General features: G+C 36.6%; 29 protein-coding genes and 1 pseudogene. 20 read left to right on the top strand and 10 right to left on the bottom strand.

The features are described from left to right. The first annotated feature begins 133 nt into the window (after positions 1-133). The 4 genes from H5968_RS07370 to H5968_RS07355 all read left to right on the top strand — a co-directional run bounded on the left by H5968_RS07370 (position 134) and on the right by H5968_RS07355 (position 3,456). Positions 134-1,234 carry a type IV pilus twitching motility protein PilT gene (locus H5968_RS07370; protein ID WP_187039404.1) on the top strand — a complete coding sequence of 367 codons (1,101 nt, stop codon included), beginning with the start codon at positions 134-136 and terminating at the stop codon, positions 1,232-1,234. Next, positions 1,221-1,382, top strand: a complete 162-nt coding sequence (locus H5968_RS07365; RefSeq protein ID WP_187039425.1) for a hypothetical protein — start codon at positions 1,221-1,223, stop codon at positions 1,380-1,382. Before H5968_RS07370 ends, H5968_RS07365 begins: the two co-directional genes overlap by 14 nt. Before the next feature lie 23 nt (positions 1,383-1,405). Next, positions 1,406-2,623 (top strand): type II secretion system F family protein, encoded by a 1,218-nt coding sequence (locus H5968_RS07360; protein ID WP_187039403.1) that lies wholly within the window; start codon positions 1,406-1,408, stop codon positions 2,621-2,623. 251 nt (positions 2,624-2,874) lie between these two features. Then, entirely contained in the window at positions 2,875-3,456 is a 582-nt protein-coding gene (locus H5968_RS07355) for a hypothetical protein (RefSeq protein WP_187039402.1), read from the top strand. Positions 3,457-3,767: 311 nt separating this feature from the next. On the opposite strand, the gene H5968_RS07350 is transcribed toward H5968_RS07355, so the two are convergent. Further along, a complete protein-coding gene (locus H5968_RS07350; RefSeq protein ID WP_187039401.1) occupies positions 3,768-4,763 on the bottom strand; it encodes a saccharopine dehydrogenase-like oxidoreductase in 996 nt (331 codons plus the stop codon). Between the two features lie 109 nt (positions 4,764-4,872). Here H5968_RS07350 and H5968_RS07345 point away from each other — a divergent pair, with 109 nt between their 5' ends. The 12 genes and pseudogenes from H5968_RS07345 (at position 4,873) to H5968_RS07290 (ending at position 10,866) form a co-directional block, all read left to right on the top strand. Next, a complete protein-coding gene (locus tag H5968_RS07345; protein ID WP_187039400.1) occupies positions 4,873-5,082 on the top strand; it encodes a hypothetical protein in 210 nt (69 codons plus the stop codon). Positions 5,083-5,085: 3 nt separating this feature from the next. Then, the gene (locus tag H5968_RS07340; RefSeq protein WP_187039399.1) at positions 5,086-5,316 is read left to right on the top strand and encodes an addiction module protein; all 231 of its coding nucleotides are present in this window, start codon (positions 5,086-5,088) and stop codon (positions 5,314-5,316) included. Beyond that, positions 5,313-5,609: a type II toxin-antitoxin system RelE/ParE family toxin gene (locus tag H5968_RS07335; protein WP_187039398.1), complete on the top strand. Its 297-nt coding sequence runs from the start codon at positions 5,313-5,315 to the stop codon at positions 5,607-5,609. The genes H5968_RS07340 and H5968_RS07335 overlap by 4 nt, the downstream gene beginning before the upstream one ends. A gap of 148 nt (positions 5,610-5,757) precedes the next feature. Further along, a complete protein-coding gene (locus H5968_RS07330) occupies positions 5,758-6,003 on the top strand; it encodes a hypothetical protein (RefSeq protein ID WP_187039397.1) in 246 nt (81 codons plus the stop codon). A gap of 55 nt (positions 6,004-6,058) precedes the next feature. Next, positions 6,059-6,169, top strand: a pseudogene (locus H5968_RS07325) (element excision factor XisI family protein); the annotation flags it as partial. A gap of 293 nt (positions 6,170-6,462) precedes the next feature. Further along, entirely contained in the window at positions 6,463-6,993 is a 531-nt protein-coding gene (locus H5968_RS07320) for a hypothetical protein (protein WP_187039396.1), read from the top strand. A gap of 98 nt (positions 6,994-7,091) precedes the next feature. Continuing rightward, positions 7,092-7,340 carry a DUF4926 domain-containing protein gene (locus tag H5968_RS07315; RefSeq protein ID WP_187039395.1) on the top strand — a complete coding sequence of 83 codons (249 nt, stop codon included), beginning with the start codon at positions 7,092-7,094 and terminating at the stop codon, positions 7,338-7,340. Positions 7,341-7,403: 63 nt separating this feature from the next. Then, the gene (locus H5968_RS07310) at positions 7,404-7,670 is read left to right on the top strand and encodes a type II toxin-antitoxin system ParD family antitoxin (RefSeq protein WP_187039394.1); all 267 of its coding nucleotides are present in this window, start codon (positions 7,404-7,406) and stop codon (positions 7,668-7,670) included. Then, positions 7,667-7,963 (top strand): type II toxin-antitoxin system RelE/ParE family toxin, encoded by a 297-nt coding sequence (locus tag H5968_RS07305; RefSeq protein WP_187039393.1) that lies wholly within the window; start codon positions 7,667-7,669, stop codon positions 7,961-7,963. Before H5968_RS07310 ends, H5968_RS07305 begins: the two co-directional genes overlap by 4 nt. A gap of 194 nt (positions 7,964-8,157) precedes the next feature. Further along, a complete protein-coding gene (locus H5968_RS07300; RefSeq protein ID WP_187039392.1) occupies positions 8,158-8,610 on the top strand; it encodes a hypothetical protein in 453 nt (150 codons plus the stop codon). Between the two features lie 15 nt (positions 8,611-8,625). Then, a complete protein-coding gene (locus tag H5968_RS07295; RefSeq protein WP_187039391.1) occupies positions 8,626-9,240 on the top strand; it encodes a PIN domain-containing protein in 615 nt (204 codons plus the stop codon). A gap of 153 nt (positions 9,241-9,393) precedes the next feature. Then, complete coding sequence (locus H5968_RS07290) at positions 9,394-10,866, top strand: Fic family protein (protein WP_187039390.1); 1,473 nt, start codon at positions 9,394-9,396, stop codon at positions 10,864-10,866. 171 nt (positions 10,867-11,037) lie between these two features. On the opposite strand, the gene H5968_RS07285 is transcribed toward H5968_RS07290, so the two are convergent. Then, a complete protein-coding gene (locus H5968_RS07285) occupies positions 11,038-11,361 on the bottom strand; it encodes a DUF5615 family PIN-like protein (RefSeq protein WP_187039389.1) in 324 nt (107 codons plus the stop codon). Between the two features lies 1 nt (position 11,362). Beyond that, positions 11,363-11,581: a DUF433 domain-containing protein gene (locus H5968_RS07280; protein WP_187039388.1), complete on the bottom strand. Its 219-nt coding sequence runs from the start codon at positions 11,579-11,581 to the stop codon at positions 11,363-11,365. Positions 11,582-11,686: 105 nt separating this feature from the next. On the opposite strand from H5968_RS07280, the gene H5968_RS07275 reads away from it, so the two are divergent. Both H5968_RS07275 and H5968_RS07270 read left to right on the top strand, forming a co-directional pair. Continuing rightward, positions 11,687-11,941 carry a hypothetical protein gene (locus tag H5968_RS07275; RefSeq protein WP_137667314.1) on the top strand — a complete coding sequence of 85 codons (255 nt, stop codon included), beginning with the start codon at positions 11,687-11,689 and terminating at the stop codon, positions 11,939-11,941. A gap of 3 nt (positions 11,942-11,944) precedes the next feature. After that, on the top strand, positions 11,945-12,310 hold the full coding sequence (locus H5968_RS07270) for a type II toxin-antitoxin system VapC family toxin (protein ID WP_187039387.1): 366 nt from the start codon (positions 11,945-11,947) through the stop codon (positions 12,308-12,310). A 185-nt stretch (positions 12,311-12,495) separates the two neighbouring features. Here the strand turns inward: H5968_RS07270 and tatC are convergent, their stop codons facing one another. From tatC to H5968_RS07255, 3 genes are all read right to left on the bottom strand, one after another. Continuing rightward, positions 12,496-13,290: a twin-arginine translocase subunit TatC gene (tatC, locus tag H5968_RS07265; protein ID WP_187039386.1), complete on the bottom strand. Its 795-nt coding sequence runs from the start codon at positions 13,288-13,290 to the stop codon at positions 12,496-12,498. Between the two features lie 115 nt (positions 13,291-13,405). Continuing rightward, positions 13,406-13,597 carry a hypothetical protein gene (locus H5968_RS07260; protein ID WP_187039385.1) on the bottom strand — a complete coding sequence of 64 codons (192 nt, stop codon included), beginning with the start codon at positions 13,595-13,597 and terminating at the stop codon, positions 13,406-13,408. Between the two features lie 9 nt (positions 13,598-13,606). Further along, on the bottom strand, positions 13,607-15,796 hold the full coding sequence (locus H5968_RS07255; RefSeq protein WP_187039384.1) for a transglycosylase SLT domain-containing protein: 2,190 nt from the start codon (positions 15,794-15,796) through the stop codon (positions 13,607-13,609). A gap of 492 nt (positions 15,797-16,288) precedes the next feature. Between H5968_RS07255 and H5968_RS07250 the strand changes: the two genes are divergently transcribed. Beyond that, positions 16,289-16,699 carry a carboxypeptidase-like regulatory domain-containing protein gene (locus H5968_RS07250; protein ID WP_187039383.1) on the top strand — a complete coding sequence of 137 codons (411 nt, stop codon included), beginning with the start codon at positions 16,289-16,291 and terminating at the stop codon, positions 16,697-16,699. A 125-nt stretch (positions 16,700-16,824) separates the two neighbouring features. Here H5968_RS07250 and H5968_RS07245 read toward each other — a convergent pair whose 3' ends face one another. The 3 genes from H5968_RS07245 to H5968_RS07235 all read right to left on the bottom strand — a co-directional run bounded on the left by H5968_RS07245 (position 16,825) and on the right by H5968_RS07235 (position 19,395). Next, entirely contained in the window at positions 16,825-17,409 is a 585-nt protein-coding gene (locus H5968_RS07245; protein ID WP_096572604.1) for a hypothetical protein, read from the bottom strand. A gap of 178 nt (positions 17,410-17,587) precedes the next feature. Next, positions 17,588-18,019 carry a hypothetical protein gene (locus tag H5968_RS07240; RefSeq protein WP_255427067.1) on the bottom strand — a complete coding sequence of 144 codons (432 nt, stop codon included), beginning with the start codon at positions 18,017-18,019 and terminating at the stop codon, positions 17,588-17,590. 110 nt (positions 18,020-18,129) lie between these two features. Further along, positions 18,130-19,395 (bottom strand): FAD-dependent hydroxylase, encoded by a 1,266-nt coding sequence (locus tag H5968_RS07235; protein ID WP_187039382.1) that lies wholly within the window; start codon positions 19,393-19,395, stop codon positions 18,130-18,132. Between the two features lie 105 nt (positions 19,396-19,500). Between H5968_RS07235 and H5968_RS07230 the strand changes: the two genes are divergently transcribed. Then, positions 19,501-20,124 (top strand): hypothetical protein, encoded by a 624-nt coding sequence (locus H5968_RS07230; protein ID WP_137667323.1) that lies wholly within the window; start codon positions 19,501-19,503, stop codon positions 20,122-20,124. Positions 20,125-20,312: 188 nt separating this feature from the next. Here H5968_RS07230 and H5968_RS07225 read toward each other — a convergent pair whose 3' ends face one another. Then, positions 20,313-21,071 carry a YebC/PmpR family DNA-binding transcriptional regulator gene (locus tag H5968_RS07225; protein WP_187039381.1) on the bottom strand — a complete coding sequence of 253 codons (759 nt, stop codon included), beginning with the start codon at positions 21,069-21,071 and terminating at the stop codon, positions 20,313-20,315. Positions 21,072-21,077 lie beyond the last annotated feature (6 nt).

The raw sequence follows: 21,077 nt of genomic DNA, 5'->3' as shown, positions 1-21,077 counted from the left end.
ATTTTAGATTTTAGATTTTAGATTTTAGATTTTAGATTTTAGATTCGAGTGGACTGGATACAATCCAAAATCCAAAATCGAATCTCCTGTCACCTGTCACCTGTCACCTAATTTTTCATTGGAGGAAAACGTTATGGAATTCATGATTGAAGACTTGATGGAACAGCTAATAGACATGGGCGGTTCGGATCTGCACTTATCAGCAGGTTTGCCTCCCTACTTCCGCATCAGTGGTAAACTCACCCCTATTGGTGATCACATACTGACGGCTGATCAATGTCAAAGGCTGATTTTTAGTATGCTCAATAATACTCAGCGTAAAACCTTAGAACAAACCTGGGAATTAGATTGTTCCTATGGTGTGAAAGGTTTGGCTCGCTTCCGGGTAAACGTCTATAAAGAACGTGGTGCTTATGCTGCTTGTTTGCGAGCTTTAAGTTCTAAAATTCCTAACTTTGAAAAATTAGGACTGCCAGATATAGTTCGAGAAATGTCTGAAAAGCCCAGAGGATTAATTCTGGTGACAGGTCCTACAGGTTCAGGTAAAACTACTACCCTGGCTGCCATGATTGACTTGATCAACCGCACCAGAGCCGAACATATTTTAACAGTTGAAGACCCGGTTGAATTTGTTTATGAACCAATAAAAAGCTTAGTCCACCAACGTCAATTAGGTGAAGATACTAAGAGTTTTGCTAATGCTTTGAAAGCAGCTTTACGGGAAGATCCAGATATTATTCTGGTGGGTGAAATGCGGGACTTGGAAACTATTTCTTTGGCGATTTCGGCCGCAGAAACAGGTCACTTGGTATTTGGTACACTACACACCAGTTCTGCTGCTCAAACTGTTGACCGGATTATTGACGTTTTTCCATCAGAAAGACAAACACAGGTGCGGGTACAATTATCTAACTCTTTAGTGGCAGTTTTTAGCCAAACTTTAGTACCTAAGAAAAATCCTAAACCTGGTGAATATGGACGGGTAATGGCTCAAGAAATTATGATTGTTACACCTGCTATTTCTAACCTGATTCGGGAAGGTAAAACAGCCCAAATTTATTCTTCTATTCAAACAGGAGGTAAATTAGGAATGCAAACTCTAGAGAAAGTTTTAGCTGATTTATACAAAGCTGGAACTATATCTTTTGAAGCTGCAATGTCTAAGACTTCTAAACCTGATGAAGTTCAACGTTTGATTGGTGCAACAGCACCACCAGCAGGTGCAAAACGTTAAACAGGTGATTGGGGACTGGGGACTGGGGACTGGGGACTGGGTAATCAATTTTATGTTTCCCAATTACCAATTACCAATTACCAATTACCAATTACCAATTACCAATCACCAATCACCAATCACCAATTACCAATTACCAATTTACTAATTTACTAATTTTGAGTAAATATTATGCCAACCTACCTTGCCCGTGTTCGGGACTCCCAAGGAAAATCTCGAACTGAAAAATTTGTTGCTGATTCCTTAACGGATGCTCGTACTAATCTTAGAGATAAAGGTTTTATAGTTCAAGACCTGAAAGAATCTAAAAGTTTCAGCTTTGATTTAGAGAAAATTCAGAACTCCTTTGTTAAAGTGGCAGTCAAAGACAAAGCGGTTTTTTCTCGTCAATTTGCTGCTTTAGTGAATGCTGGTGTGGCAATTGTGAGAGCTTTGGGTGTACTGTCAGAACAATGTAGTAATCCAAAACTCAAGAAAGCTTTAACTGAGATTTGTCTTGATGTGCAAACAGGTGTTAACCTTTCCGATTCTATGCGTAAGCATCCAGACTGTTTTGATGGTTTGTATGTAAGTATGGTGCAAGCTGGAGAAATCGGTGGTGTACTTGATGAGGTTTTAAATCGTCTGGCTAAACTTTTAGAAGATATGGCACGATTACAAAACCAAATCAAATCTGCTATGTCTTATCCAGTGGTAGTAGGTTTTTTGGCAACTGCTATCTTTGTGGGGATGACGGTTTTTCTGATTCCTATTTTTGCTAATATTTTTAGCGATATAGGAGTGGAATTACCACCTCTGACACAATTTTTGATGACTTGTAGTGCAATATTAAGAAGTTATTGGTCTTTAGCGATTATTGCTGGTTTGATTGTTGCTCAAATTGCCTTTAAGCAATATTACAAAACTCCTGTAGGCAAACTCACAGTTGATCGCCTTTCTCTAAAAGTTCCCCTGTTTGGTGATTTGATCCAAAAATCTTCAGTTGCTAGATTTAGCCGTACTTTTGGTTCTTTAACTCGTTCTGGTGTACCCATTATTACTTGTTTGGAAATTGTGCGAGATACATCAGGAAACCAAATTATTGCTAACTCTATAGACGCTGCTCGTAAAGAAGTTCAAGAAGGAGGTATGATTAGTACCGCTTTGAAGAAAAGCCAAGTTTTCCCAGCAATGGCTATTCAAATGATGATGATTGGGGAAGAAACAGGGGAGTTAGATGGTATGTTGATGAAAGTTGCTGATTTCTATGAAGATGAGGTTGAACAAGCGGTGAAATCACTCACCAGCATTTTAGAACCATTAATGATTGTGGTACTTGGGGGGATGGTTGGTACTATTTTGTTGGCCATGTATTTGCCAATGTTTAAGGTGTTTGAAACGTTGGGTTAAGCTGTTGTGCATTTAATTTGTATAAGTGGAACAGGCAAGATGCGTGTTCCACAAGAGTTCAGAATATTAGGATTATACAATTTAGCTGTGTAACAGCTTAAAAAAATTAGTTATCAGTGTTTAGAAGTCAGGAGTCAGGAGTTCAGAAGGATAATCAAAAATAACTCCTGATAACTGATAATTTGAGAACTGATAATTTGAGAACTGATAATTTGAGAACTGATAATTTGATAATTGATATTTGATAAATTATGAATATACAAAAATCTGTTTATGAAGCTAGTTTAGCAGAATATAGTAATCATATAGCAGCGATCGCACTTCTTAAAAACCATCGTCCTTACTGGGAAATGATTCCTAGTCTACGTCGTCCATCGGAAAGTGTCATTACGATCACTTTACCTGTTGTTAGACTGCGTGACTTAGAAGCTAAAACTTCACAAACGATGGGTTTACCTTGTGATATTGCCATGATTATGTGTGACCCAGAATGGAAAATCAAAACAGATGTAGAAATTTTATTATTTATTCATCGTCCCGATGAGGATTTTTCTGATTTTTTGGGAAGATGGAGACAAACTCAAGTTTTGTTGGATAAACAATATGAATGGATCATGCACCCCCGTCATAGTCATATTTTGAGTGAGGGTGCAAATAATGTTTATCCTTTGTTTGTGATTTTTCCTGAAACTCTGCAACACATCCAACGAGGTTTAATAGGTGCAGATTTACCTTTTGTGATGCAAACACCGACAATTTTGGAAGAAGAGAAAGAAGAATATCAAGAATCTTACAGCAGGAGTCAGGAGTCAGGAGTCAGGAGTCAGGAGTAAGAATAATTTTAGATTTTAGATTTTAGATTTTAGATTGTACGTAGGGGTTGCTGAGAAAGTCTTTCCGTGAGGGCATAGGAGTCAGGAGTCAGGAGTCAGGAGTCAGGAGGAGATTTGAAAATTTCTTTGCCATCTCTTGAAATCCCAAAAAATGCACACTTTTTCCGGTATACCCTTCAAAACCCTTGCACTAATTTCTGTGTTTATCAGCCTCTAACCTTTGATATATCAAGGTTTTAGGTTTATTCAGCATCCCCTACGTAGTTAAATACAATCCAAAATCCAAAATCCAAAATCCAAAATTGAAACCCCTATTTTACAAACTTAGGCATAATTTCCGCTGCGGTAAATAAGCCGTTAATGCCTCTTTGATGTAATTCTTGACCGGCTTTTAAATAACCAAAGGCAGGACCACAAACGTTGGCGGCCATGCTGGTTTCATCGCCTAATGTAAAGGTATGAGTTGATATTTTCCCTTCAAAAGTACGACCGGTAATTTTTACGTTGGTGCTTAAAGGCTTTTTGGGGTTGCGAGTATCAACTACACCACCAACGGTTACTCTATCCCGTGAACAAATTCCAGCTATTTCTAACATTACATCGTCGGCGTGTTCCATGTTTTCCAAAGTTAACACACCGTTGGTTTTATCTAATAATGCTTCTACTTCTGCATCGGTCATTGCTCTAGCGGTTTCTACAGTATAACCGGGTATATGTCCGATATCTTCCCGAACTGTAGCACGATAAGCTTCCCAGTTAGCAATACCTACACCAAAGGTAATAACTACACTGTGAATTTCTGCGTAACTTTGGGCAGCTAAAGCGGCGGCGGCGGTTAATAGTCCAGGAGTTGCACCACAACCGGTCATGTAGGTAATACCTGCTGCTTGCAGTTCATCTTTTATTGCTAACAGTTGTTCTACTGCACTGGTGCGTTTGATGGCATCAACTAATACACCTTTCCAACCAGCTTGGATAAATTGTTTAGTGACGTTGGGGATAAAGTCGTTAGGAAGGTTAGGTAAAGCCAAGAAATAACCATCTACAGCGTCACCGGTGGCTTGAATAAGGTCTTGAATGCTGTTGTTGCTTAATGTACCAAAGGGTTCTAAATAACCTACTGTTCCTTGTTTTTGGTAGGTGGTGATGCAAGCATCGGTGTTTAAGCCTTCTGTAGAGTATGCGTAGCCTTTTTGATCTGCGGCAGCTACGAGGATCATTTCTCGTTTGCTGGAGAGGAGTTTTGCTGCTGCTTGGCCGAGTCCACCAAAACCAAGGACTCCAACGCGGATGGGTTGTTTGTTCATTGTGTTTTTTCTCTGTATGGTTAATGGTTAATTATGCTTTATTTTTCTGGGTTCTCAAGCAAAAAAAAGCTATAATTACGGGAAAGTTATTTAAGGTAGCTTAAAAATCGTGAGCAAAGTATTAACTCTGGAACTAAACGACGATGTTTATATGGCTTTGCAACAACAAGCTACAGCGGTGGGAGTTTCAGTAGCAGAATTAGTTGCAGCTTCCCTCAATCGTCAGTATAGTTTGTCAGTTAGTCCTCAATCTGATACTGAGGAAGCACGTCAGCGTTTACTTGGTTTTGCTGGTGTTATAACGATATCGGAGCATTAATTTATGACTATTGAACAATTAGAGGCTCAAGTTTTAGCTTTACCAAAGGATACTCTAGCATTATTAGTAGCTCGTTTGATTGAACATTTAGGACAAGTAGAAAAAATTGATCAGCAAATTACTAATGAATGGATACAAGAGGCAGAATTAAGGGATGAGGATATGAGTAATGGTAAAATTGCTGGTATTTCCTCTCAAGAAGTGTTTAGTAAATTGCGTATTTATTTAGAATGATAACTGTTATATTTCATCCCTGGGCAGAACAAGAATTAACTGATGCTATCAATTATTATGAGCAGCAAAAAACGGGTCTTGGTTTAGAATATTTAGAAGCGGTAGAGCAGGTTGTAAATTGTTTGATGTATTATCCAGAAATAGGTGCAAAGGTTCGCGGTTCTATTCGGCGTTTAGTGATACCAAAATTTCCCTATGCTCTTTTATATCGTGTTCTAGAAGAGGAAAAAATTCGCATTTTAGCTGTAGCACATCATAAGCGCAAGCCATTTTATTGGAGTAAACGAAAGTAGGTTTTAAGATCAATAAAATCTCTGGTTTTTATATGGATTCCTTAACTATTCAATATCGTCAGATTATAAACTTTTAAAACAAAGTTTGTGAATATAGTGATAAAATGAGTGTTGTTACAGCCTATTTTGTACAATCTTAAATTATGTTATGTTGCGAGAAAAGCTCAAGCAAGAATTAGATCATCTCGATGAAGAACAACTAGAAAAAATAGCTGATTTTATAGCTTTTATTCAGTTTCAATCTCAAAAGTTTTCTGAAACTACACCATTATGGCAAAAATTAACACCAGAAGCAAGGGCGAGTGAGTTTCGAGATTGGGTTTCTCAACTTCCTGAAACTGGCGTGAGTCTGAGTGATGCAGCTTTTTGTCGAGATAGTATTTACGAAGAATGACGAGATATATTATTGATACTAATGTTGTGATGCGCTTCTGTAATCCTTCTGATGTGAGGAAGGGGTTGTTTATGATTTGGTTGCTGCGGGAATACCAAAATCACATATTATTTTAGGGTTTAAGTCTCCTGGGATTAGGAAATATACGGAGTTTGCTGTTTTTTAGGTAAAATTTTGTTAATTAGGGCTGAGTCAAGATTGGAAGTTGATATACTTAAATAGGAATTACGCTCACCAAATAATAAACCACGAAGGACACGAAGTAAAGAAGGTTTGGGAGATATTTTACGTCAGTGCTGTTAGGAATTAAGCCTAAATACTAGGCTATTTTATTCTGATATAGCCTATACATGAAATTTTTGAGTAAATTGCAGGTTAATGAAGACAACAATCGGGTTAGAAAATGTTTACTAGGTTATATCGGTGTAATGATTGTAGGTTTTACTAAAGGTGTAAATCATGGATATCTCAGAATACTTTAAAGGGCTAATTAGTAATCAGCAATTCAGTGAAAACCTGAATCAACAACATTACAATTTTGCTCATCAGCTAATGCCTTATGTTGTAGAAAATAATTTTCCTGATTTATTAAATAGAGTTATTAATGAATCAGCCCAAAACTGGCTATTACAAATTTGGAATAAATGCTCTGACATCGAAATTCCCAGTTATACAGCATTGGTTCACCCAATATGTAGTTCTATTAATCGTTCCGAGGATATTGGATTAATATATATTACCATGCCTGCGCCTAGAGTAAGTCCAGAGGTAGCATACATAGCGATTGTTTTCAAAATTGATAATGATTCACCTTCTGATTGGTTACGAAGCTATTTTACACTTGAATTAGGACTAACAACATCTGCATATTGGACTCTGGGAGAGTGGAATAAATCTAACCATATTAATTTAGGTGAATTCATGTATGAACCTACTTTAAATAATTTCCTGGTGACAGTTATGACAGAATTTAAAAGAAGATGGAGTTAAGTGGAAATAGATCAATAGCGATCGCATTTTATGGATGTAGAGTAGAGAGTGTGATCGCATTTCTGGTGTAGAGTAGAGAGCGATACCTTTTGTAAAAAATGAGTAAACTTGAACCAAAGTTACTAGATATAATAGCACTCACAGTTGATTTACCTGAATATAACTTATTACGTGGTCAAGTTGGTACAATAGTAGAAATACTAGCAGATGGTACTGTATTTGAAGTTGAATTTAGCGATAGTAATGGACAAGCCTACGAATTTGTTGCTTTAACTTTAGAGCAAATAATGGTTTTACATTTTGAGCCAATATCTCCTGATTTAGCAAAGTCAACAGTTATAGTGTAAGTAGTGAATCGGGATTTGGACTTATAATAATTCTTATCTACAACCAACTTAACCAAAATAACTATGAGTATCAGTCTCACACCTAAACAAGAACACTTTATTCAAACAAAACTAGAAACTGGAAAATACAACTCTGTAGAAGAAGTTTTAGAAATTGCTCTCCAGTTGCTAGATGAATATGATCGCGCTGAGTCAGAATGGGTTAAAGAAGTGCGCGAAAAAATTGATGCTGCGATCGCAATTTCAGAACATACAGAACCTATTGATGGTGAAACATTTGTAAATCAAATTTTAGATCGTTTTCAGCAACAGCGACAGGTACAAAAATGAATTATTATGTTATTAATATTCTCGCTAGTCGTGACCTAAACGAAATTGCTGAATACTTCTCACAAAACAACCTAGAAGCAGGTGAAAAATTCTTTCAGGAATTTAACCGCAAATGTCAACAATTGGGTTCTTTTCCAAATAGTGGTAAAAGCTATTCAGGAATACGTACTGATTTGCGAGGTTTACCCCTAGAAGGTTATATAATTTTTTATAGAGTGTTGGATGATGGAATTGAAATTTTACGAGTAGTGAGTGGTCGTCATCTTCCATCTGTTTTTGATGATTCTCAATAGAATAAATAGGATCAACTTTACTAGATCCTATGCTTCTCTAACGCATTTTTTATGTAGAGTAAGAGCGATACCTTCAGTGCGCTATCTCTTCGAGACGCTCTGCGAACGCTAACGCATTTTTGATGTAGAGTTATGATCGCTCATCATTTATAATCAAAATATTATAACCTTCAATGTCACAAGGATTAAAAAAAATGGACACTACAAAACTGAACGACACAACAATAGAACTATCAGATATTACAGCTTGGGATAAAAACGGAAATAAAATTTTAGTATCAAAAGTTAGAGCTAGAGATATTGTAGAAGATATTACTGCCAAAATCGAAAATATCCTCAAATTTGAACAAGAACATAATAGAGTGATAATTCCTTATGCAATGACAGCTACCCGTGAAGAAATTAAATTTTTTCAATGGGATGGAGAAAAGTTAGAAGATGTCTACACCTTCCCAACTCATGAAGTTTTGTCTGAATATGATCCAGAATTTAGTCATAAAAAGAGGATTTTTGAATATTATTTAGAAACATTAGTTGAAGGATGGTTAAGAGATTTAGCTGAGAATTGGAAAACAGATAATCCCCCAAAATCACAAGAATTAACCCAGATAGGTTTTGTAGATAAAATTGCTGATGCTGCACAATAAAGGCGAGTAAATTTAATGATTACGCTTTACATAGAAACTGATTTTTTTATTGACTTTGCAAAAAAACAAGATCAAGAAACTGAGAATTTACTAAATTCCCAATATCCTGAAGTAACAACAAAAATTAAAATAGTAACTCCTGCAATTTGTTGTATGGAATCTCTTTCTGTACTAGAAAGTGAAAGAAACAGAAGCAATCGTTTTAAAAATAACTTAGATGATGAAGTTAGTAGACTAAAAGGAGATAGAAACTCAACATACTCTGGAGACATCAAATTATATCTACGACAAGCAATTATTAAGAATAATGAGAGAATAAATGAGATTAATACTCGTCTTTTTGATGTTTTAGAATGGGCTACTAAAACTGTAGACTTAATACAATTAAAACCAGATATTCTCAGGAAAAGTATGGAAAATATACTTATTAATGATCCTACAGACAATTTAATTTTACACTGTATTCTTGATCATTCTCAAACATCTACAAATGAGAAAAAAGTTTTTTTGAGTGGAAATCATACAGACTTTGGTAAACCAGAGATTAAAGAAATATTGCAGGAAGCAAGTATAGAAAGATATTTTGTCAAGACGGGAGATTTTTTAGAATGGTTAAATTCACAGTTTTAATTATTGGGTAATATTGCATTTCCGATGTAGAGTGAGAGCAATACCTTCGGTGCGCTATCTCTACGAGAAGCTACGCGATCGCTAACGCATTTATGATGTAGAGTTAAGAGCAATATCATATTAAACTATTAATCCAGTTTTTGGAGATGATTCATGCAGTGGCAACCAATAGAAAACCTACCAGCAAATTGGCAAAACTTAGCAAGTGCTGAGTTATCATCTTTAGTAACATTTTGGAATGAACAAGCAGAACGTCTACGTTCCTCTGGAGAATTTAAAATCTTTAGGGAAAGGTTGTGTCGAGAAATTGCTATTGAAACTGGAATTATTGAAAGATTATATACCCTTGATCAAGGAATTACTCGGATACTAATTGAAAAAGGAATTAATGAAGCTCTTATTCCTCATAATCCTACAAATCCCCCTATCAAACAAGTTGTATCTCTGATCCAAGATCAAGAAGCAGCTATTGAAGGACTATTTGATTTTGTCGGTGGACAGAGAACCTTATCTAATTTTTATATCAAAGAATTACATCAACTGCTAACTCAAAATCAAGATAGTACAGAAGCTAAAACATCTTCAGGGCAAATTATTCGTGTTTCTCTCATCCGGGGTGATTGGAAACGACAACCTAATAACCCTGAAAGACCTAATGGAATAATACATGAATATTGTCCTCCTGAACAAGTTGCATCAGAAATGGATAATTTGATTCAATGGCATCATGAACATAGAAAACAAAACATTCCTCCAGAAGTTGAAGCAGCATGGTTACATCATCGGTTTACACAAATTCATCCATTTCAAGATGGTAATGGTAGAGTAGCTCGATGTCTTGCTAGTTTAGTTTTCATACAAGCTGGATTGTTTCCTTTAGTTCTCACTCGTGACGATAGAGCAGTTTATATTGAAGCTTCAGAACAAGCAGATCAAAGAAATTTATTACCTTTGATTAACTTATTTTCTAATAGTCAAAAACAGGCATTTCTTCGTAGTCTTCGTTTATCTGAACAAGTTTTGTCAGAAACACGCCGCGTTCAAGCTGTGATTTCATCTATCACTGAGAAAATTAAGCAAAGCCAATCTGTTACTATTTCGGATCGCTGTCAAAAAGTTGAGGGATTTGCTGCAAATCTGTTTGAAATTGCATCTGTTCGCTTACAAGATATCGCTACTGAAATTAAGTTATCACTTCAAAATCTAGTGAGTGATGCTCAGATTTTTACACGCGCTGCACCTGCACGTGATCCTAAATCATATTATCATCGCTTCCAAGTGGTAGAAACAGCTAAACAATTAGGATACTTTGCTAATCTTCGTCCCTATCACAGTTGGATACAATTGGTCATAAATGTAGAATCAACAACAACAATTTTACTTTCTTTTCATGTTGTTGGACATGAATATCTTGGCTTACTTGCTTGTTCTGCTTGTGCATATCACAGAGATAATACAGAAGAGGGTGAAAAAAATATTAGTAATATTAGTGATATTCAAGCATTAACAGATTCTCTATTTCAGTTTTCTTATGCTGATGATGAGATAAATCTGAAAGAACGTTTTAAGCAATGGTTAGAAGATGTGATTGTTACTGGTTTAGAGTATTGGAATGAGAGTGTTTAACAAGCATAGTTAAGAGCGATCGCATTAATCGCATTATCTGATGTAGAGCAAAGAGTGATCGCATTTTATAGATATAGGGTGAAGTGCGATACCTTCGGTAAGCTTCGCTAACGCATTTTATGGATGTAGAGTAGAGAGTGCGATACCTTGAGTAAACTTCTCTACACCTTATCATTCAAGACTAATAACCACAGATTGACCTTTTATCACTGTAGATAAAATATCTAAAATCTTTGGAACTAAAGGTTTAAGATCCATTAATCTATTAGACTTTGCTGGCAAAACAACTACAGCAATATTGAACTGAGATAAATTTTGCTGAAAAGATAAATTTCTATCAACCGTAATAAAAACATCAAATTCTTTTTCTATTAAAGCCAGTAATTTACCATTTTTAGTTCCTGCCCATCCCATCTGGGGAACAGTTTTGATTTCATAACCTATAAATTCTTGGGTTAATCTGCGATCAATACATTCATCTAAAATCAATTTCATCTTATGCTACCTTACTAATCATTGCTTTTTCTACTTCCTCCAAAAATGTAATAACTTGCTCTCTACTAACCGTAGGAAAACCATCTAAAAAATCATCTATTGAATCTCCTGCTTTTAAATAATCTAAAAGTGTTTGGATAGGAACTCTTGTTCCGGTAAAAACTGGAGTACCACTCATAACTTCAGGAGAAACGCTGATAATTGAAGTATTGCCAGACATAGTTTTTTATATGTTCAAGTGATATTTTTTATTTTAACATTGATATAGAATATTGCTAGTAATGACTTACAGAAGTAATAATACATATAGAGTAAAGATGAAATTATGCTAAAAACATTCAGAGCTTGGTTAAAAGGAAGTCGTTTAGAGTGGATTGATGATGTACCTGCATTGGGAGAAAAACTAACCCCAGTTCATGTTACATTGCTAGAAAATGAACAAGTTATAGATAAAAAAGCACGGGGACAGAGAATGGCTGAAATATTAGAAAAACTAGCTATGAGTCAAACTATGACTGATATTGACCCAATTCTATGGCAGCAAGAAACCCGTCAAGATCGTTCACTTCCAGGAAGATAAAACGTGCTGCTAGATAGTAATATTATCATCTACTCTGCTCAAGCAGAACACAATAAATTGAGAGAATTAATTGCTGAATATGCACCTGCGGTATCAGCACTTAGTTATTTGGAAGTTTTAGGCTATCATCAGCTTACCAAAGAGCAAATTCAGTATTTTGAGGAGTTTTTTCAAATTGCTGAAGTTTTACCCATCTCTCAAGATGTTTTAAACCAAGCAGTCATTTTGCGACAACAGAAAAAAATGACTTTAGGTGATGCTATTATTGCCAGCACTGCTTTAGTGTATGGGTTAATTTGGCGTTGCATAAATGCGGGATGTTTTTTGGGTGTAGAAACGTTCCATGGAACGTCTCTACAAGGGTTTTAAGTATATGCAAAATTGTTTTTCATCCCAAAAATCAGCAACGCCGTTAATTTTAATAACAAGAAATACAGATGATTTTCGTTGGGTAACTCAACTAAGATTGTGGAATCCATTTGAATCTGATAAACCTAGTTGAGGGATGAGTTTGATCTGCGATCAATAAATTATTACCCATTCCCCATTTCCTATTACTTACCCGTTAATTTAACCAACCCAATACCACCAAAATACAACCCTAAAACCGCACCTGCTAATAAACTTTGAGTTAAAGGATCAGTAGAAGGTGTTAACACCGCACCTAAAACCACTGCAACCATAATCACAAACCGCCAACCGGCTAACATTTGATTTGAAGAAACAATACCTAAATTACTTAACAATAATTGAATCACGGGAACTTGAAAAGCTAAACCAGTGCTGAATAACAACAATAATACAAATTCAAAATATTTTTCAATTGACCATAGTTGTTCTACCACATCAGCACCGTAGCTAACAAAAAAGTTTAATGCTGCGGGAATAAGTAGAAAATAGGCAAATACTAACCCACCCAAAAATAAAATACTCGAACCAAAAACTATCGGTGCTAATAAACGACGTTCACGACGAGTCAAACCGGGTAATACAAATTGCACAATTTGGTAAAGTATAAAAGGAGTAGCCAGCACTAAACCACTGTAACCCGCAACTTTTAAGGAAACAAAGAAATATTCTCCTGGTGCTAGTTGGAGAAATTTGATACCGTTTGCAGGAACTTCCAGTATTTGTACAAGTGGTTTAACAACGACAAAGCAACCAACCACACATACAGCTACAGCTATTAAAGAATAAAAAATGCGCGATCGCAATTCTTCCAGATGATCGAAAAACGACATTTCTACTTCATCTGGTAACTCATCTAAGGGATCAACTACTGAGTTACTGTATCCTTCTTTGTCAACATTGGGAGAATTAATAGTATCTATGTCTGGTGATGATGTCATGAGTCAGTTTCTAGGCAACATTCCTTAACTATTTTATCTTCCAGCGCGACTAGCAACAGAGGTTTTCTTAGTTTTGGGAGATGGAGAGGAGCATTCGGGCGACCATTATCAATTTTTATCCCAGGCTATTTTCCTGTAAGGGCGAAGCATTCGGGCAACAAATTATCAATTTTCTGACCAGGCTATTTTCCTGTAAGGGCGAAGCATTCGGGCAACAAATTATCAATTTTCTGACCAGGCTATTTTCCGAATGCTTCGCCCCTACTTCGCACCTACTTCGCCTGTACTTACGTTTTGGTCTTATCACCCATCACCATTACTGCTGCGGTAATTTAGGTTGTTGTTCTGAGTATTTAGCTACTAAAGCGGAAATTGACGGATTATACAAACGCAGATAATTCCAATAGTTACCAAATACCAAGCGGACGTAATTTCTAGTTTCACCAAAAGGTATTTCTTCTACAAATTCATCTGGATCTTGTTTAGGGATGGTTTGTAACCATTTGGCTACGTTACCCGGTCCTGCGTTGTAACTGGCGATCGCCAACATGGAATTATTACCATATTGTTGATGGGTATGATCCAAATACCATGTACCCAACATAATATTATCATTGGGGTTTTCCAAATTGAGGTTTTTGATATCCATACCAATTTGTGGGGCTATCCATGCTGCGGTACTCGGCATTACCTGCATTAAACCCGTCGCACCAACCACTGATTTAATTTTTGGTTGAAACATTGACTCTTGGCGCATCAATGCTGTAACTAGCAGTGGATTAAGTTGACGTGATAAAGACCATTTTTGTATTTCTTGGAAATAAGGAAACGGATAACGGGCTTGCCAATAAGTGATTTTTTGACTTAAAGCTGCAAATTCCGCTTGTTCCTCTGGTGTTTCCCGATCTTCTAATTTAGATATCTTAGCAATACCAATCAGATTTTCACCTTTTGCTAACCGCATCAACCCTTCCGTAAATTCTTCCGCAACGGTAGGCTGACTGTTATTTTTAAATGCTGTTTCCCACTCATACCAAGCATCTCGATCCTGTCCTAACAAATACAATTCTTTAAACGCATCAGAACCCGCCGGAGGTACAGGACGTTGGGGGGGGATAATTTCTGGGTTCATTAAACGCAAGTTACTAAAATCACCTACATCTAAAGCTAAAATACTAGCAGCCCGCCAAGCATAATAAGATTGGGGAAATTGACTCAATACATACTCATAGGCTTTACGTGCATCTTCCTGTTTACCTAGTAGAGTTGCCCATTTTCCTACCCAAAAACTGGCTCTGGGAGCTAAAATACTCCTGGGATTCTCTGTAGCGATTGGTTGCGCCCACTGCCATGCACTTACGTAATCTCTATTTTTGGCTTTATTGAGGGCATTTTTCCAGCGATATTCTGCTGCTTCTTCAGAGTTGCTATATCTACCTAACAATAATTTCCAGGTTTCTGTAGCTGCCTGATTATCTTTAAGCGACTCTAGCAGTTTAGCTTTTTGTTCCAGTGCTTGGGGTGCTTGTTTGGGAAACTTATTAATAATTTGGTCAAGATAAGATATGGCAGCTTTACCAGGGGTGATTTCTGCTAATCTTAATAAAGCTGTTCCCGTTTCTTCATCATCGGGAAATTCTTGGATCTGCTGTTTATAAATAGCAATTGCTTGATCTCGTTTTTTATCTATTTGTAATCCTCGCGCCCTGCGATAAAGATTTTTAGCTGTTTTCGGTGCTTTTGTATAAGCACTGGCAGCCTTAGCAAATTCGTTATTATCCCAATATACAGAAGCGATGAGATCCCAATCTGCGGTTGTGAGTTGGGGTTGTTTAGCCAACTGATCTAAAATACCAGTAATTCCTGGTTCATCGGCTGCATATTTAGCTAAGATTAATTTTAACTTGGGTTGATTGGGGTTTTCTCGTAGGCGTTTGCGGATGATTTCCCAGGTGAGGGGATGGGAAGGAAATTGAGCGATCGCCTGTTCATGTAGCTTTGGCAACCCAATCAAATATATAGCTTTAACTACTGCTGCATCTTGAGGATAATCTTTTAACACTTTTTGCCGCAGATCGGAAGCTTGGGCTTTTTCACCTAGAATATCCTGCGCCTGGGCTTGTTTCAGTAAAATATACGGTGCCAAAACAGGATACTCTTTCTCTAGACCTTCTAACAAACTCAAAGCTTTTTTACCTTGATTAGTTTCTATATAATCACTTGCTAACAGATAACGCGCCCTTTCCCGATCTGGTGAACTGCCATTCTCCGCAATTTCCGCAAGTTTCGCCGCCCGTTCCGGTAAAGATTGTGATACCAAACGAAAGACAACCGACTGGGATTTATTAGCCTCAGATAATTTTTCAGGCTGACTCTGACTCAAGTTGAACCATTTACTCAAGGTTTTTCCAGCTTCCGGGGCTGATAACATACCCCCGACTAAAAAGGCACATAGTCCAGCACCAGCAATCAAATAAATTTGCTTGTTTTGTAGTTTTTTCAGCATGGATACCCGCTTTTAGTCTAGGCTCTAGAAAAGAAAAATGAAGAAAAATCAAGTCAGTTTTTTGCCACTTTAACACTATTGGCTGGAAATGTTGTAGCAGTTAGACAAGATATGACTAAAAACCTGATTTTTGCCTAAGGGTAATTCATGAATATTGACAAAGGCTGTTTTGGTTTGAATTGTTACCAATTACAATCGCGGTTTATTCTCTTACGTCGAACTCAGGTTGTAGAGGGATGGGGTATTACGGTGATTTCCGATCAAGTATTTTCAGCATCTTGATGAATGTAATAACTTGTAAAATAAAATACTCAAATTTTAAACAAAAAACAGTATTTATACTATCTTGCGGGGGGGGTAGGTGATATTATGTATGCAATTGTTAAAAAATTGCAACTTAATTGACTTCTACCTTTTCTAAAGACTTTCAGGAGATGGTAAGCTATTTCCGGTGGTTATACCACCCGCATTGATAATTTAGGATTTGGTGTAGTGCCAAATTTAAGTCCTTATAATATTTCTAATCTCATAATTGATACAGTTAATTTACCTATAGGAATAGATGTAGGCGATCGCGTCATCAAAGTTTTGCCAAGTTATAACAGTGGTACATTAGTGCAAGTGGGAACAGACGCTACTGTTTTCTTGCGAGGACAGTTATTAAATGCTAATGGTGAACCTATTTCTTTAGGATCAGGACAAATTGTTGCTGTGGGCGATCGTAATTGGCAACCAGTTACTATCTTTACTAATCGATCAGGTAAGTTTGCTACTTCGGGATTAAAACCAGGACGCTATGAAATACGCTTATTTACTGACCCTCCAGCAGTGATTCCCTTGGAAATTCCATCTGATGCTAAAGGCATATATGATACAGGTACACTGAAAATTCCTTCCAAGTAAGTTTAAATATCAAATTTTTACCTCCCTTAATGCCCTCTGATCAAGAGGGAAAACCAGAAAATCCAATTCCCTCCCATTGACAAGGGGAGGGTTAGGGAGGGGTTAAAATATCTTTTCAGTAAACCTTATTTTGGTAACAACTTGAAAGAATCACAAAAACCACTAATACTTTTAGTTAGAAATTTTTGCATTTTTGTAGTGGTTTCTGCACTGACTTGATATAATCTTCTATCAACTAAAAAGATTCTTTGTTTAACAATTTTATCCCCTGGTTTAGTATAGTTAACTTCTTTGCCAAAATGACCTTCTAAACTCATTTGTTCTTCACTAATTAAAGTTCCTTTGGCATTTTCTAAAGCTGTTTTCTTGCCAGTATCTATCGCTGCTTCAACCTGATTATTACGTTTTAATAGTTCAATGTATTCTTCTGGATAGTCAATATAAGCAACTGTGTATTTTACATCTTCCTGGGGGCGTTCAACGATAAATAAATTCACTTCAACTTCGCCAGTTTTATTTTTGATTTTTTGTTTTGTCACTGTGGGTGAACCAGGAAATAAAATACTAAATCCTCCTTCTTGGGAAGAAAAGACTTGCCATATAGATTTTACTGTTGTTTGTGGTTGATTGGCTAATGTAGGTTGACTAATTAGAGAACCACTCAAGAAAATAGATGCTGCCAGGGTGTAAGGTATGATTTTAAAGTTCATATCTAAATTTAGTAATTCCATTGATTGAGAATAACAAACTGATTGGCCAGTGTAAAGTTTGCTATTTGGATATTAGCAGGCGAAGCATTCGGGTGATAACCTATTGCTGAAACCAGTTCATATTCTGTCCGAATGCTATACGCCCTTACGATTAATGAATCGGTGTTCTAGTAGTAATTTAAGACTCAAAGGAGACTCCTTTTACTTCTAGACGATATTTTTCTTCATCAGCTTCTAATTTTATTAATTCTTGATGACTCTGACAATAACTGATGACTTCAGAAATTGCCGCTAGAGGTAAATCCCAATTTTCTGCTGCTTCCTCTGGAGACATTTCATTACTGATCATATCCTGCCAAACGGTTGCAGCTAGTAACTTTCTACCTTTAATATAAAGTTGTTGCTTCCAAGGGTGAGGACGTGATACTAAATATTTCCATTCTTCACTCTGGGGTAAAATTTGCAAAGATTGAATTAAGGCGGTAATTAAATCTAGGCGATCGCTTACCGAAAGTTTATAAGCCTGTTCTTTAATTTGTTGCAGTGACATATAACAGGAGTCAGGAGTCAGCAGTCGTAGGGGCGAAGCATTCGGGCGACAAACTATCAATTTTATGAAAAGGCTATTTTCCGAATGCTTCGCCCGTACAGGAGTCAGGAGAAAGAATTGATTTTTCTCCTGTCACCTTATTTCCCAATTATAAATCATTTTACATTTTCTTACATTTTCCCTAATTCGGGAGTTCTACCTTTTAAACCGATCATTAATTTAAGTGCAAAGATTTTCAACATTGGGACTCGCTGCATCAACCATAAACCTAAACGACGAATAACTACCACAGGTAAGATGTTATTAGAAAATACCCGATCTAACAAATCGGTAAAACCTAAAATTGCCAAATTCTCTTTTTTTCGCCACCGTTCATATTGTTTGAGAATTTCAATTTTACCAATATCTGCACCGTTTTGGTGTGCTGTTTGGATAACTTCAGCTAAAGCAGCAGCGTCACGAATACCTAAATTTAAACCTTGTCCACCGACGGGATGACAGTTGTGTGCAGCATCACCAACTAAAGCTAAACGGGGGAGAACATAGCGATCGCTCTGCATTAATTGTACCTGAAAAATAAAGCGATCGCCTAATAATTCTAATTTACCCATCTGACTACCATACCGCTGAGTTAGTTCAGCTAAAAATTCCTCATCACTTAACGCACACAAAGCTTTTGCTTCTTCATGGGGTGCTGTCCAAACAATGCGACATCTGTTACCAGGTAAAGGTAAAATTGCAAAAGGTCCACTTTGCCAAAATTTCTCATAAGCTGTATAGTTATGAGATTTTTCTGGTCTGACAAAAGCGACAATACAAGATTGCCAATATTTCCAACCTTTAGTTTTAATTCCCGCAGCTTCTCGAATTTTGGAACGTGAACCATCAGCAGCTACTAACAATTTAGTTTTAATTTGTTGCTGTTCACCGTCAACTTTAATATTCACATTCACTATATCTTTTTCATTTTGTGTGGTGACAACTTCTGCTGGACACAAATAAGTTACATTTGCACAATTTTTTACCAATTCTTGTAAAGGTTCTAACAGGGCAAAATGTTCTGCTACATAACCTAATTCTGGTGTTTGTGTGTCTATATCAGCAGTTTGAAATTTCACCACATCGGGATAGTCAGCATCAGATAAAAATACCTGTCTATATTTAGCAATATTAGGTAGAATTTTATCCCAAATGCCAATTCCTTGAAAAATGCGGGCTGATAACATATGTACAGCATAAGCTTGACCTTTGGCTACTGCGGCTGATGTCACCCTAGCTTCGATTAGCAGTATACTTAAACCAGAGTTCTTTAAAGCAGCAGCCAAAGTTAAACCAACTATACCACCACCGACTATCACCAAATCATAATCATATCCTGGTTTGTCTGTCGTTGTGTGGGGGGGAGTGAAAGTTTGAGTAAGCTGAGTGAGTGACATTGTGAAGATAGATGTAAAGATAGATGAAGGTGTTTTATCTATTATTTTTACGCAAGTCTCTGAATAGAGCAAGTTGAGTAGAAAAATTACCCGCAAAATGAGTCTATGTCTTACAGCGAGTTTAGTTTAGCTAAAGCCAAACAAGAATTTGAATTAACTACTTTAGAAAAACGCGATATTTTTGCTGCTGTTCCCGAATTAGCAGCTAGTAATTTACTGACAGAAATTCTGAATTATAACCTGCCAATTGCTGTAGGAAGTAATAGTGAAAAAGCTCGTTCTGAACTAATTATTTCTCCTATTTTAGTAGATTTAAGGCGACAATTACAAGAGCAAGTGAGTTTATTTTCTGGGGTAGATTTTACAGTTGATGATAGTAAAGGATTAAATGGTACTTGCGATTTTATTATTACTAAATCTCCAGAAATCCTGATTATTACTGCCCCAGTTATCATAATTGTAGAAGCAAAAAAAGAAAATATTAATGCTGGTTTAGGTCAATGTGCAGCGGAAATGGTAGCAGCGCAAATTTTTAATCAACAATCTCACAGCGACATTCAAACCATTTATGGTGCGGTAACAACTGGTAGTATTTGGCAATTTCTCAAATTAGAAAAACAAATATTAAGCATTGATTTGAGTGAATATTATCTCAAAGATGTAAATAAAATTCTGGGGATTTTAGCTAGTAGTATTTCTCAAGATATACAGGTGACAGGTGACAGTTAATTCAGTAATCGGTAATCAGTTATTAGGATATCAAGGAGTCAGGAGTTATTTATTTTGGATTTTGGATTTTGGATTTTGGATTTTGGATTTTGGATTTTGGATTTTGGATTGTTTTTGTTAACTCCAATCTAAAATCTAAAATCTAAAATCTAAAGTCTAAATTTTTTTCCCCAGTACCCTATCACCTATTAAGCCATACTCAAAGCCATTAAATTCTCAGACATTTCAAAATTAGCGGTGACATTTTGCACATCATCTAAACCTTCCAAAGTATCAATTAATTTGAGCAGCGATTTAGCTTGATCAGCATCTGTGACTTCAACTTGATTTCCCGGAATCCAACGTAATTCTACATCTCTAACATTAAAGTTTTTGGCTTTCAATGTTTGACTTAGTTTCTCTAAATTTACCACTTTAGTAACAACTTCAGCCGTGTTATCTTCAATCATTTCGTAAGATTCAGCATCAGCTTCTAAAGATGCTTCCAAAAGTTTTTCTTCATCAACCACATCTTCAACAACACACACACCTTTTTGGTAAAACATCCAACTCACACAACCAGTTTCCCCCAAATTTCCGCCATTTTTACTAAAAGCAACTCGAATATCAGCAGCGGTACGATTACGATTATCTGTTAAAGCTTCAATTAAAATTGCTACACCACCAGGACCATATCCTTCATAGCGAATTTCTTCTAAATTGGTGTTATCACCTGCAAAAGTACCTGCACCTTTAGCGATCGCTCTTTCAATGTTATCATTAGGAATACCCGCAGCTTTCGCTTTATCAATCGCTGTCCGCAACTGAAAATTTCCCGCTGGATCTGGTATCCCACTCCTAGCAGCAACTATTATCGCCCGCGATAGTTGGGTAAAGATACTTCCCCTTTTCGCATCTACTACCGCTTTTTGACGCTTGATATTTGCCCATTTACTATGTCCAGCCATAACTTA

This window comes from Sphaerospermopsis sp. LEGE 00249, from assembly GCF_014299995.1.
GTDB classification, from domain to species: domain Bacteria; phylum Cyanobacteriota; class Cyanobacteriia; order Cyanobacteriales; family Nostocaceae; genus Sphaerospermopsis; species Sphaerospermopsis kisseleviana.
The sequence above is the reverse complement of the archived record's forward strand: the minus strand, read 5'-3'. Positions and strand labels throughout refer to the sequence as shown.

Bases quoted from the DNA above. Each gene is read 5' to 3' on its own strand.
- H5968_RS07370 (WP_187039404.1), top strand. From the start codon at position 134: ATGGAATTCATGATTGAAGACTTGATGGAACAGCTAATAGACATGGGC.
- H5968_RS07235 (WP_187039382.1), bottom strand. From the start codon at position 19,395: ATGTCACTCACTCAGCTTACTCAAACTTTCACTCCCCCCCACACAACG.
- H5968_RS07275 (WP_137667314.1), top strand. From the start codon at position 11,687: ATGCTAAAAACATTCAGAGCTTGGTTAAAAGGAAGTCGTTTAGAGTGG.
- H5968_RS07225 (WP_187039381.1), bottom strand. From the start codon at position 21,071: ATGGCTGGACATAGTAAATGGGCAAATATCAAGCGTCAAAAAGCGGTA.
- H5968_RS07350 (WP_187039401.1), bottom strand. From the start codon at position 4,763: ATGAACAAACAACCCATCCGCGTTGGAGTCCTTGGTTTTGGTGGACTC.
- H5968_RS07295 (WP_187039391.1), top strand. From the start codon at position 8,626: ATGATTACGCTTTACATAGAAACTGATTTTTTTATTGACTTTGCAAAA.
- H5968_RS07285 (WP_187039389.1), bottom strand. From the start codon at position 11,361: ATGAAATTGATTTTAGATGAATGTATTGATCGCAGATTAACCCAAGAA.
- H5968_RS07360 (WP_187039403.1), top strand. From the start codon at position 1,406: ATGCCAACCTACCTTGCCCGTGTTCGGGACTCCCAAGGAAAATCTCGA.
- H5968_RS07255 (WP_187039384.1), bottom strand. From the start codon at position 15,796: ATGCTGAAAAAACTACAAAACAAGCAAATTTATTTGATTGCTGGTGCT.
- H5968_RS07245 (WP_096572604.1), bottom strand. From the start codon at position 17,409: ATGAACTTTAAAATCATACCTTACACCCTGGCAGCATCTATTTTCTTG.
- H5968_RS07335 (WP_187039398.1), top strand. From the start codon at position 5,313: ATGATAACTGTTATATTTCATCCCTGGGCAGAACAAGAATTAACTGAT.
- H5968_RS07300 (WP_187039392.1), top strand. From the start codon at position 8,158: ATGGACACTACAAAACTGAACGACACAACAATAGAACTATCAGATATT.
- H5968_RS07315 (WP_187039395.1), top strand. From the start codon at position 7,092: ATGAGTAAACTTGAACCAAAGTTACTAGATATAATAGCACTCACAGTT.
- H5968_RS07320 (WP_187039396.1), top strand. From the start codon at position 6,463: ATGGATATCTCAGAATACTTTAAAGGGCTAATTAGTAATCAGCAATTC.
- H5968_RS07355 (WP_187039402.1), top strand. From the start codon at position 2,875: ATGAATATACAAAAATCTGTTTATGAAGCTAGTTTAGCAGAATATAGT.
- H5968_RS07310 (WP_187039394.1), top strand. From the start codon at position 7,404: ATGAGTATCAGTCTCACACCTAAACAAGAACACTTTATTCAAACAAAA.
- H5968_RS07290 (WP_187039390.1), top strand. From the start codon at position 9,394: ATGCAGTGGCAACCAATAGAAAACCTACCAGCAAATTGGCAAAACTTA.
- H5968_RS07305 (WP_187039393.1), top strand. From the start codon at position 7,667: ATGAATTATTATGTTATTAATATTCTCGCTAGTCGTGACCTAAACGAA.
- H5968_RS07230 (WP_137667323.1), top strand. From the start codon at position 19,501: ATGTCTTACAGCGAGTTTAGTTTAGCTAAAGCCAAACAAGAATTTGAA.
- H5968_RS07280 (WP_187039388.1), bottom strand. From the start codon at position 11,581: ATGTCTGGCAATACTTCAATTATCAGCGTTTCTCCTGAAGTTATGAGT.
- H5968_RS07340 (WP_187039399.1), top strand. From the start codon at position 5,086: ATGACTATTGAACAATTAGAGGCTCAAGTTTTAGCTTTACCAAAGGAT.
- H5968_RS07330 (WP_187039397.1), top strand. From the start codon at position 5,758: ATGTTGCGAGAAAAGCTCAAGCAAGAATTAGATCATCTCGATGAAGAA.
- tatC (WP_187039386.1), bottom strand. From the start codon at position 13,290: ATGACATCATCACCAGACATAGATACTATTAATTCTCCCAATGTTGAC.